This is a genomic window from Ralstonia sp. NFACC01 (assembly GCF_900115545.1).
Taxonomy (GTDB): domain Bacteria; phylum Pseudomonadota; class Gammaproteobacteria; order Burkholderiales; family Burkholderiaceae; genus Ralstonia; species Ralstonia mojiangensis.
The window spans coordinates 1-10606 of record NZ_FOWV01000023.1 but is presented as its reverse complement, the minus strand read 5'-3'; the positions used below and the strand labels follow the sequence as shown (position 1 = coordinate 10606).

Sequence of the window (10606 nt, the reverse complement as noted above, 5' to 3'; positions counted from 1 at the left end):
ATCAAGACCTGCACATGCAGCTTCTTCAGATGTTTCATGGTGTCTCCTGCGTCCAGTCATTCAGCGCTATGCCGCTACCAGGCGGCACCTGGGTGCTGGACTTGTCTTACTTGAAAGGCGGTCGTCGCTGGGGGGGCGTGAACGCCGTCTCCGCTACGCGTTTGGTGATTTGTTATTTGTGGAAAGCATAGATTGACGGTCTTTTCTTGACAAAGACCATGTGAACATACAAACCTATGCTGACACGGCATATCTCAACGCAAGCATGGACATCCGAGAACTCAAGAGCTTCATTCGCGTGGCGCGTGCCGGCAGTTTCAGCCGTGCAGCCGCCGAGCTGTACATCGCGCAACCGGCGCTGAGCCGGCAGATTGCAAAACTGGAGGCCGAGATTGGCGTGCCGCTGCTGGTTCGGCATGGCCGGGGCGTCCGGCTCACCTCGGCGGGCTCGCGTCTGCTGGAGCGCGCTGAAATGATCACGCACCTGCTCAGCGAAACCAGCGAAGACGTACGTGCCAGCGCCGACGAGGAGCGCGGGCATCTGGCCGTTGGCCTGCCGCCGACCATGGGCGCGCTGATCGGCGCCGATCTCGTCCAGGACTTTCGGGCGCAGTGGCCGCGGGTGTCACTGCACGTGCGAGAAGGCCTGAGCAGCTCGCTGCAGGAGTGGGTGCTGGACCGGCGCGTTGACCTTGCCGTCGTCTACAACCAGCCACCGCTGGATGCGTTCCACGTGCGCCCTTTGTTCAGCGAGCCCATGATCCTCGTGGGACCGCCCGGCTCAGAGGCTGATAAGCGCGAATACCAGATCCGGGACTTGGCGACCCTTCCGCTGATCTTGCCCGGCCTGCCGCACAGCAACCGGCGCCTGGTCGAACAGGCGGCGATCCAGCACGGTGTGCGCCTGCGCATCGCCCTGGAGGTCGACAGCGTGTCGCTGACGAAGCAATTGGTGAAATCCGGTGCCGGCTATTCGATCCTCACCTACATCGCGATCAAGGAGGAGATTGCGCGTGGTGAACTCGTGGCGCATCGCATCGGCCGCCCTGGCATCCGTTCGAGCGTGGCGATCACGACGTTGCGCGAGAATCCTCCTTCCCGCTTCGCGGCGGCGTGGACCGCCATGCTGCAAGACAGGCTCAAGCAATTCATTGCGTCGGAATCGTGGAAAGCCGATGTGGTCTGGCCGAAGGACGGTGCTCACTGACCAGGCCGTCTCACGGCCAAAAAAAAACGCCAACCCGCGATGGGTTGGCGTTTTGCTTGGGGTATGACCGAATCAGTCGATCAATGAATCAGTGGAACTGGTTCATCGTGTTGTCCTTACCCGCAGCCTTCAGCGCTGCTTCGCCGCTGAAGTATTCCTTGTGGTCGTCGCCGATGTCCGAGCCCGACATGTTCTGGTGCTTGACGCAGGCGATGCCTTGGCGGATTTCCTTGCGCTGCACGCCAGCCACGTAACCGAGCATGCCCTGGTCGCCGAAGTATTCCTTGGCCAGGTTGTCGGTCGACAGCGCGGCGGTGTGATACGTCGGCAGCGTGATCAGGTGGTGGAAGATGCCGGCTTCGCGCGACGCATCGGCCTGGAACGTGCGGATCTTCTCGTCGGCGAGCTTCGCCAGTTCGCTGTCGTCGTATTCCGTGCTCATCAGTTGGCCGCGCTCGTAGGCCGACACATCCTTGCCGGCTTCCTTCATCGCGTCATACACCTGCTGACGGAAGTTCAGCGTCCAGTTGAACGACGGGCTGTTGTTGTACACCAGCTTGGCGTTCGGGATGACCTTGCGGATTTCGCTCACCATGCCGCCAATCTGGGCGATGTGCGGTTTTTCGGTTTCGATCCACAGCAGGTCTGCGCCGTTTTGCAGCGAGGTGATGCAATCCAGCACGCAACGCGCTTCGCCCGTGCCGGCACGGAACTGGAACAGGTTGCTCGGCAGGCGCTTCGGACGCAGCAGCTTGCCATCGCGCTTGATGACGACATCACCGTTGCCCAGTTGGTCGGCCGACAGTTCTTCGCAATCGAGGAACGCGTTGTACTGGTCGCCCAGGTCGCCCGGCGTGTTCGTCACGGCGATCTGCTTGGTCAGGCCGGCGCCCAGCGAATCGGTACGGGCGACGATGATGCCGTCGTCCACGCCCAGTTCCAGGAACGCATAGCGGATCGCGCGGATCTTCGCCAGGAAGTCCTCGTGCGGCACGGTGACCTTGCCATCCTGGTGGCCGCACTGCTTCTCGTCCGACACCTGGTTTTCGATCTGGATGCAGCAGGCGCCCGCTTCGATGAACTGCTTGGCCAGCAGGTACGTGGCTTCTGCGTTGCCGAAACCAGCGTCGATGTCGGCAATGATGGGCACCACGTGGGTCACGTGGTTGTCGATCTTTTCCTGGATGGCGGCCTTGGCAGCGGCGTCTTTGGCAGCGTCCAGTTCGCGGAACAGGCCCCCCAGTTCACGGGCGTCGGCCTGGCGCAGGAACGTGTACAGCTCGCGGATCAGCGCGCTGACAGAAGTCTTCTCGTGCATCGATTGATCCGGCAGCGGGCCGAACTCCGAGCGCAGCGCAGCGACCATCCAGCCCGATAGGTACAGGTAGCGGCGTTCGGTGCTCTTGAAGTGCTTCTTGATGGAAATCATCTTCTGCTGGCCGATGAAGCCGTGCCAGCAACCGAGCGACTGCGTGTACTTGGACGGATCGGCGTCGTAGGCGGCCATGTCCGCGCGCATGATCTTGGCGGTGTACTTGGCGATGTCCAGACCCGTCTTGAACTTGTTCTGTGCACGCATGCGAGCAGCGTACTCGGGGTTGATCGCGTTCCATGCGTTGCCGTAGGTTTCTTTCAAACCGGCAACTGCCTTGATGTCATCTTGATACTGGGCCATGTCAATTTCCTGGAAATAAAGCGCGTTTGAGAAGAATCGGTTGCGTGTGCAGCTCCGGAGTTCGAAGCGAGCAGCGTGGATTTATTGTAGGTCGGCTTTGACGCGTCGCAGCAAGGTCTTATATAAGACATAAGAGTTAGTTTTTCTTTATTTTTCAATGAGATAGGCAACAAATTTTGCGATGCGGAACGTGTTTTCAGCAAACGGGAAGGCGATGCCAGAGAAATTCCGCGCGAATTCCGTAATGTGAAATGGACTTTCAGGTGCCGGGGGCTGTGAGTGCAGAGGGCGCGCAGCGAAGGAAACGCGTGTTTGCCTGGGCCGAGCGATACCAACGATGCCAGTTGCCTGGCTGGCTTGGCGCCTTCACTATTGTTTGCCGCTGAACGACAGAAGGCGGCCGTCCCGGCACCTTCATCCGCCCATCAAAAAGGAAGACTCTATGCCCGCTCCGGCCTATGACGTTGTCGTGTTTGGCGCCACCAGCTTTGTCGGCCAGATCCTGACCCGCTACCTGGCCGAACACTTTTCGGGCGATGGAGAAACGCTGCGCTGGGCCATTGCCGGCCGATCGGAAGCGAAGTTGCTGGACGTCAAGCGTTCGCTAGGCGCGGCGGCTGAGTCCCTCCCGATCCTCGTGGCGGACGCTGCGAATGAAGCTCAGTTACGGGCACTGTGCGCGCAGACTCGCGTGGTGGTCTCCACGGTTGGCCCCTACGCGCTGTACGGCGAGCCCTTGATCAAGGTCTGCGCCGAAAGCGGGACAGACTACTGCGACCTCACCGGCGAGACCCAGTGGATCAAGCGCATGATCAACAAGTATGAGGCGACAGCGCAGCAGTCTGGGGCACGCATCGTGCATTGCTGCGGCTTCGACTCGGTGCCGTCGGACATGGGTGTCTACTTCCTCCAGCAACAAGCCATGCGGCAATGGGGTACGCCCGCCACGCAGGTGAAGTTGCGCGTCAAAACGCTCAAGGGCAGTGCATCTGGCGGCACTGTGGCCAGCCTGATCAACGTCGTGCAAGAAGCCGCTGCCGACCCCGCCTTGCGCCGGGAACTGGCCGACCCTTACGCCCTCTGCCCCCAGGGCCACGGCTTCACGGCACGCCAGCGCTCGATCAAGGGCGCGACATTCGACGCCGATTTCGACGTGTGGATTGCGCCCTTTGTCATGGCGGCCATCAACGAGCGCGTGGTGCACCGCTCCAACGCCTTGTCCGGCAACGCGTATGGCAACCCATTCACCTACGACGAAGCGGTGATCACCGGGGCGGGCCTGAGCGGTCGTTTGAAAGCCGTGACGATGGTGGCCGGTCTGGGTGCCTTCATGCTCGGCATTGTCATCAAGCCCGCTCGTATGGCGATGCAGCGTTTTCTGTTGCCCAAACCCGGCGAAGGCCCTACGCCTGCGGCGCAACTGGCAGGCCGCTATGACCTGCGGTTCTTTGGCCGCACCGATCAAGGAAACACCTTGCGGGTGAAGGTGACAGGGGATCGCGACCCCGGCTATGGCTCGACCGGCAAGATGCTGGGCCAGGCTGCCGCCAGCCTCGCGCTCGACCACGTGAAAGACGACGGCACCAAGACGGGGCGCCCGGGCGGTTTCTGGACACCGGCCACGATGTTTGATGACCGATTCATCGAGCGCCTGACCCGCCACGCAGGTCTGCGGTTCGAGCGGATATGAGCGCGATGGGCTGCCCGCCGGGCCGAAGCTTCATTCGTTCTGCCCGCGCGCAAAGATGTCCCAGCTGGCCATGAAGAGCGCAGCGACCAGCGGCCCGATCACAAAACCGGTGATGCCGAACAACTCCATACCGCCGAGCGTCGAGATCAGCACGACCCAGTCGGGCATCTTGGTGTCCTTGCCGACCAGCAACGGGCGCAGCAGGTTGTCGACCAGGCCGATGACGCCACCGCAAAAGGCGACCAGGATCACGCATTTCCAGATCGCGCCCACCATCAGGAAGTAGAGCGCGACCGGAATCCACACAAGGCTGGCGCCAATCGCGGGCAGCAGTGACAGGAAAGCCATCAGTGCGCCCCACAGCACCACGCCGTCAATGCCGAGGAACCAGAAGATGAGCCCGCCGAGCGCGCCCTGCACCAGCGCAACGGCAATGTTGCCTTTCACGGTGGCCCGCACGACGGTCGTGAACTTAGTCAGCAGCAGACGCTTGTGCTCTTCGTCCATCGGCAGCGCGCGGCGCACGCGGCGGCCGATCTCGGCGCCATCGCGCAGCAGGAAGAACACCATGTACAGCATCACGCCAAAACCGACCACGAACTGGAACGTGTTCTGCCCGATGCTCAGCGCCTGCGCGGCGGCAAACTGGCTGATCTGCGCAGCCCCGTCGGCGAGCTTCCTCTGGATGCCGGCAATGTTGGTCAGCCCGGCTTTTGCAAGCAGTTGCTGCACCCATGTGGGCAGCGCATGAACCGCTTCCGAAAGGTAGCGCGAGTAATTCGGCTGGGCGCTCTGGATTTCCTGATAGGCAACCCCGATTTCCTGCACGATGGTCGCCGTCACAAAGATGACGGGCAGGATCACGATCAGGATGATCAGGGTGAGCGTGGTGAGCGCGGCGAGATTGCGCCGCTTGTCCATCCGGGCGACCAGCGCGCGCTGCACGGGCTGGAACAGGATGGCCAGGATGACGCCCCAGAACACCGCGCCAAAGAACGGCGAGAGGATCCAGCACAGCCCGAGCGTGACGACAAACAGCAGGAGGGAGAAGAATTTCTGGTGGCCGTTTCCGCTATCCATGGATTGCTTTCGCTTGAAGGTGACGTCTGAAGGGCCCGAGCAGGATCTGGGCCAAGGCAATGAAATCCGAGTATGCCCGCGCAACCGCGGTTGTCATAGGGGCGACCGGCCGGGCAGATAGGCTTGCGAAGCCAGCCGAAAGCCAGCGCCCGCACAGCCGAACAACCCCGATGCCGGGCGGGCTACGGCGACGAGGATTGCCGGCTATAGTCCTCTCACCCCATCAACCGAACGGAGCACAACGTGGTATTCGAAATGGCCCACATCGAAATTCTCGCCGGCAAGCAGCGCGATTTTGAAGCCGCCGTCCAGCAAGCCTTGCCGCTGTTTGCGCGGGCCAAGGGTTGCCACGGCGCCGAGTTGCACCACATCGTCGAGCGCGACACCAGCTACGTACTGCTCGTGCGCTGGAACACCGTAGAAGACCATATGGTCGATTTTCGCGAATCCGCCGACTTCCAGGAATGGCGCAAGCTGGTGGGGCCATTTTTCGCGAAGGCGCCGGAGGTCGTGCACTCCAAGGTTGCGGTGAAATAATCGGCCCCAATCAGCCCCAGTCGGCCCTGAGCGGCCCACCAGCGTCATTCAATTCCCTAGGGCACGAGATGCGTGCGGCGCGGCCCGGACGCCCGCCTCTCGTGCCATACCGAGGCAACGACCTGACCGCCTCGGCATCTTTTCAGTGCTCCGGCCTGAACATCCCGCAAGAACCCTTTTCATTTGTTTGCAGTCCACCCTCACCGCGCGGGTTCAATGGCACGGTAAAGAAGCCCCCGATGCTGCCGTTAGCCAGAGATGTGCACTACGCGCGGCAATGAGCGCGGGCACCTGCGCAACCCGTTCGCAACAGCCTCCCGGCTCTGCCCAACCGCCCGCCAAGACGCTCTACCACTTCGTCATGTCTTCTGAAACGTCGATGGACAGGCGCTTTGGCGCCAGCGTCGCCATCGTCCTCGTTCCGGTGTTGTCGCTATCGTGCTGGCTGCTGGGCTACGCGTGGCTGGCATACGGCCGCGCCGACGATGCCGCCCGCAGCGTCCAGGCGCTGCGCATGACGTTGCTGGCCATGGAGAAGGTTTCAGCCGAACGCGGCCCGACCAACGGCGTGCTGGGAGAAGACTTGCCGCTGCCCGCCGAGCGCAAGGCGGCCCTGCAACGCATGCGCGCCGCCAGCGATGAACACGTCGCCCAATTGCTCGACGCCCTGAGCCCCGAACATTGCCCAGGCTGTGAAGCCGACATCACCGCCGCGCGCCACGCCCAAACGCATCTGGCCGCTGCGCGCGCCAACATCGACCGGCTGACCGCACTGCCGCTGCGCTCGCGCAGCAGCAACGACCTGGCCGACGGCGTGAACCGCATGATCGCGGTGATCCCCGACTTCCTGCCCATCGTCAACGCGCGCACGGCCAACATCACGCGGGGCGATCCCGACGTGCTCAATTGCCTGACGCTTGCGCGGCTCTCGGCCGATCTGCGTGAATACGCGGGCCAGCTCGGTTCGCGCTTTACCGGTGCGCTGGCCATGCACCGCATGCTCACGTTTGAAGAACAGCTTGCCATCGAACGCACCCAAGGCCGCATCGACCAACTGCGCAGCATGATCGAGACCCGCGTGGGTGCGCAATCAGCATTGAACCAGCACGCCGTCACCACGCTCGGCGCACAGTACTTCGGCGACGGGCTGCGCTATGTGGCCGCCGTGCGCGCCAAAGCCAGCCAGCCCGGCGGCGTCGATATCCCCCCCGCCGCATTCGCCGAGCGCTATGTACCCACCATGCGCGCCATCACGGATTTCCGCGACATCGTGCTGCGCCTGGCGGATAACGACATCCGCGAACATCGGCGCGCGATGCTGCTGGTGCTCATCGGCTCGGCAGGCGCGGTGGTGTCGGTGCTGGGCGCACTGGCATGGATGACGGTTTCGTTCCGCCGCAACGTGGTGGGGCCGTTTGTCAACGCCACGCGGCTGATCGACGGGATTGCGCGCGGCAACTTGAGCGTGCATATCCCGACCGGCTTTGCACGGCGCGAGATCCGCGCGATGTTCGAGGCGATCCGGGTGCTGCGCATCAATAGCATCGAGCGCCGCCGGCTGGAGCTGGAACGCGCGCACCTGATGCAGGAACTCGCACGCATGGCCGAGACCGACCCGCTCACCCAGCTGCTCAACCGCCGCGCCTTTGAAGACCGGGCCAGCGCGATGTGCAAATCGCCGCAGCCGAAAGCGCGGCTCGTTGCGCTCATCATGTTCGACATCGACCACTTCAAGCGCATCAACGATACGTACGGCCATGCCGTCGGAGATGAAGCGCTGCGCACCGTTGCAAGCCTGTGCCGCGCCGCGGGCCCATCCGCCGACATGGTGGCGCGCATCGGCGGCGAAGAATTCGCGGTGATGGTGTGGGCGGATAACCTGGCGCAGGCGCGCGCGGTGGCGGATCATCTGCGCCATCGCATTGCCGAGGTGACGGTGCCCACCGGCACCGATCTGCCATGCCGCATGACGGCCAGCTTTGGCGTGGCGGCAGCGGCCGCATCAGATGGCCCTGAACTGGAGCCGCTGCTGCGACGGGCAGACCATCTGCTCTATGCCGCCAAGCTGGCGGGACGCAACTGCGTGATGACAGACCGCCCGCCTGCGTCGCCAGACGTAGCGGTTGCGGCGGATTGATGCGCCGGGCGCGCTAGGCCTGATTGGCGCGCCGATACTCCGCGGGCGCCTTGCCGACAAGGCGGCGGAAGTCACGCGTGAAATGGGCCTGGTCAAAGTAGCCAAGCCGCTGCGCAAGTTCAGCCAGATCGACTTCCGCGCCGTTGGCAAGCTGGTCCGCGGCTTCATGCAAGCGGTATCGGCGGATCACCCACTTGGGTGTCACACCCACATACTCAGAGAACAATTGCTGGAGCGTGCGTTCGCTCATGCCGGCGCGCTCGGCCAGGTCGCGTACCTGGGTCAGGCCCGCGTCCTGGTGAAGCGACTGCAAGATGCTGTGGATGCGCTCAACCTGCGGATCGGGTGGCGGCAACACGCGCAGCAGCAGCGTTTCTGCGGCAGACACCATGCCGGCGTCGTCACACGCGCTGAGCACGATCTCTTCTGCCTGCGCATCATCAATACCAAGCACTTCGGAAACCGGCATGGTCTTGTCGGTCAGCAAACGCACCGGCTTGCCGAAGAACGCGCGAAAGGCACCAGGCCGAAAACGCATGCCGATCACGCGGCCCGTCTCGGCCAATGTGGTTGCGAACGTGCCCGACACCACGCCAAAGACAGCGGTCTGCCGACGATCGAAGACGGCGTTCACGCACGGATACGGCAGCGTGCGCTGCGTATAGGGCGGCTGGCCGCGCAAGTCCCATTCGACTATCCAGTGATGATCGAGCACGCCGGCCAACGCGGCACACGGCTGATAACGGTTCAGGCGGAAGCGCTGGCGAAACGCCAGCGGATCGACCACGCCCTTCGGCTTGTCGGCAACGTCACGTAGATCGGTCATGGAAGCGGCGGCGAAAACAATGCCGCGATGATGCACCGCCGCAGCGGATTTTTCCAAGACGGAGGCAAGCCTTGCGCCTACAGTGGCGCTCTTTCCTCATCCGTTTCCATCGAACACGGAGCCGACGATGCCCCAAGACCGCCACCTGATCCTTTACCACTCGCCGCGCAGCCGCTCGCGGGGCGCGCGCATGCTGCTCGAAGAACTCGGCGCCGACTACGAGGTGCATGCCTTCGACCTGACCACGGGCCAGCACAGGACGCCTGAGTTTCTCGCGATCAATCCGCTGGGAAAAGTGCCGACACTGCGCCATGGCGATGCGGTCATCACCGAGCAAGTCGCGGTGTATCTGTATGCGGCCGAGCTGTATCCGGAGGCCGGGCTGTCGCCGGCGGTGGGCGACCCGCTGCGCGGCGCGTATCTGCGATGGATGGCGTTCTACGGTTCGTGCTTCGAGCCAGCCGTCGTCGACCATTCAATGGGCCGCGCGCCAGCCGCGTATTCGACCTCGCCTTATGGCGATTTCGACACCGTCATTGCCGCGATCAACGCACAGCTGGCCAAAGGGCCCTACTTCCTCGGCGAGCGCTTCACGGCGGCAGACGTGCTCTGGGGCGCCGCACTGGACTGGATCACGATGTTCAAGCTGATGCCCGAGACGCCCGTGGTGCGCGCGTATATCGACCGCATCCTGGCACGGCCTGCGGTCCAGCGCGCACGGGCAGCAGACCTCGCGCTGGCGGAAGAACAGGACAAGGCCAAGGCGGCCGCCAGCGCGGCCGCTCCCCAGGCCTGAGCCCGGTTCAGTGCGACAGGCGGAACTGCCCCACGGCCTCGTTCAGGTTGTGGGCCTGCTCTTCCAGCGACTCCGCAGCGGCCGCCGCCTGCTCCACCAGCGCGGCGTTCTGCTGCGTCACCTGGTCCATCTGATTGACGGCCTGGTTGACCTGCTCGATGCCGCTGCTCTGCTCTTCCGACGCCGACGAAATCTCGCCCATGATGTCGGTCACGCGCTTCACCGCATCGACGATCTCCGCCATCGTCACGCCGGCCTGATCCACCAGCGCCGTGCCGTTGCTCACACGATCCACCGAGTCGTGAATCAGCGCCTTGATTTCCTTCGCCGCGCCCGCCGAGCGCTGCGCCAAGCTGCGCACTTCGCTGGCCACCACCGCAAAGCCACGGCCTTGTTCGCCGGCACGCGCGGCTTCCACCGCAGCGTTCAGCGCCAGGATGTTGGTCTGGAATGCAATGCTTTCGATCACGCCGATGATGTCGGCAATCTTCTTGCTGCTTTCGTTGATGCCGCCCATGGTCTGCACGACCTGGCCGACCACGTTGCCGCCGCGCGTGGCAACGTCCGACGCCGTCACGGCAAGCTGGCTGGCCTGACGCGCGTTGTCGGCGTTCTGCTTCACGATGCTCGTGAGCTCTTCCATGCTCGACGCCGTTTC

The 10606-nt window shown here is 63.4% G+C and carries 10 protein-coding genes; 6 read left to right on the top strand and 4 right to left on the bottom strand.

The window, feature by feature from the left end; all coding sequences use genetic code 11:
• On the top strand, positions 1-191 hold a 191-nt coding region (locus tag BM136_RS25545; protein ID WP_217649378.1), incomplete at its 5' end, for a hypothetical protein.
• A gap of 74 nt (positions 192-265) precedes the next feature.
• Positions 266-1207, top strand: a complete 942-nt coding sequence (locus tag BM136_RS25010) for a LysR family transcriptional regulator (protein ID WP_092977180.1) — start codon at positions 266-268, stop codon at positions 1205-1207.
• 88 nt (positions 1208-1295) lie between these two features.
• Here BM136_RS25010 and BM136_RS25005 read toward each other — a convergent pair whose 3' ends face one another.
• Complete coding sequence (locus BM136_RS25005; protein ID WP_024976494.1) at positions 1296-2882, bottom strand: isocitrate lyase; 1587 nt, start codon at positions 2880-2882, stop codon at positions 1296-1298.
• A gap of 442 nt (positions 2883-3324) precedes the next feature.
• On the opposite strand from BM136_RS25005, the gene BM136_RS25000 reads away from it, so the two are divergent.
• Positions 3325-4572, top strand: coding sequence for a saccharopine dehydrogenase family protein (locus tag BM136_RS25000; protein WP_092977178.1), 1248 nt, complete (start codon positions 3325-3327; stop codon positions 4570-4572).
• 30 nt (positions 4573-4602) lie between these two features.
• Here BM136_RS25000 and BM136_RS24995 read toward each other — a convergent pair whose 3' ends face one another.
• Positions 4603-5652: an AI-2E family transporter gene (locus tag BM136_RS24995; protein ID WP_092977176.1), complete on the bottom strand. Its 1050-nt coding sequence runs from the start codon at positions 5650-5652 to the stop codon at positions 4603-4605.
• 255 nt (positions 5653-5907) lie between these two features.
• Between BM136_RS24995 and BM136_RS24990 the strand changes: the two genes are divergently transcribed.
• Both BM136_RS24990 and BM136_RS24985 read left to right on the top strand, forming a co-directional pair.
• The gene (locus BM136_RS24990) at positions 5908-6189 is read left to right on the top strand and encodes an antibiotic biosynthesis monooxygenase family protein (RefSeq protein ID WP_092977224.1); all 282 of its coding nucleotides are present in this window, start codon (positions 5908-5910) and stop codon (positions 6187-6189) included.
• A gap of 379 nt (positions 6190-6568) precedes the next feature.
• Entirely contained in the window at positions 6569-8326 is a 1758-nt protein-coding gene (locus tag BM136_RS24985) for a GGDEF domain-containing protein (protein WP_092977174.1), read from the top strand.
• Between the two features lie 13 nt (positions 8327-8339).
• Here the strand turns inward: BM136_RS24985 and BM136_RS24980 are convergent, their stop codons facing one another.
• Positions 8340-9152, bottom strand: coding sequence for a DUF6597 domain-containing transcriptional factor (locus BM136_RS24980; RefSeq protein WP_092977182.1), 813 nt, complete (start codon positions 9150-9152; stop codon positions 8340-8342).
• Between the two features lie 127 nt (positions 9153-9279).
• On the opposite strand from BM136_RS24980, the gene BM136_RS24975 reads away from it, so the two are divergent.
• The gene (locus tag BM136_RS24975) at positions 9280-9948 is read left to right on the top strand and encodes a glutathione S-transferase family protein (RefSeq protein WP_092977172.1); all 669 of its coding nucleotides are present in this window, start codon (positions 9280-9282) and stop codon (positions 9946-9948) included.
• 7 nt (positions 9949-9955) lie between these two features.
• Here the strand turns inward: BM136_RS24975 and BM136_RS24970 are convergent.
• Positions 9956-10606: methyl-accepting chemotaxis protein (locus BM136_RS24970; protein ID WP_254775755.1), on the bottom strand; the 651-nt coding region annotated here is incomplete at its 5' end.

Bases quoted from the DNA above. Each gene is read 5' to 3' on its own strand.
- BM136_RS25010 (WP_092977180.1), top strand. From the start codon at position 266: ATGGACATCCGAGAACTCAAGAGCTTCATTCGCGTGGCGCGTGCCGGC.
- BM136_RS25005 (WP_024976494.1), bottom strand. From the start codon at position 2,882: ATGGCCCAGTATCAAGATGACATCAAGGCAGTTGCCGGTTTGAAAGAA.
- BM136_RS25000 (WP_092977178.1), top strand. From the start codon at position 3,325: ATGCCCGCTCCGGCCTATGACGTTGTCGTGTTTGGCGCCACCAGCTTT.
- BM136_RS24995 (WP_092977176.1), bottom strand. From the start codon at position 5,652: ATGGATAGCGGAAACGGCCACCAGAAATTCTTCTCCCTCCTGCTGTTT.
- BM136_RS24990 (WP_092977224.1), top strand. From the start codon at position 5,908: ATGGCCCACATCGAAATTCTCGCCGGCAAGCAGCGCGATTTTGAAGCC.
- BM136_RS24985 (WP_092977174.1), top strand. From the start codon at position 6,569: ATGGACAGGCGCTTTGGCGCCAGCGTCGCCATCGTCCTCGTTCCGGTG.
- BM136_RS24980 (WP_092977182.1), bottom strand. From the start codon at position 9,152: ATGACCGATCTACGTGACGTTGCCGACAAGCCGAAGGGCGTGGTCGAT.
- BM136_RS24975 (WP_092977172.1), top strand. From the start codon at position 9,280: ATGCCCCAAGACCGCCACCTGATCCTTTACCACTCGCCGCGCAGCCGC.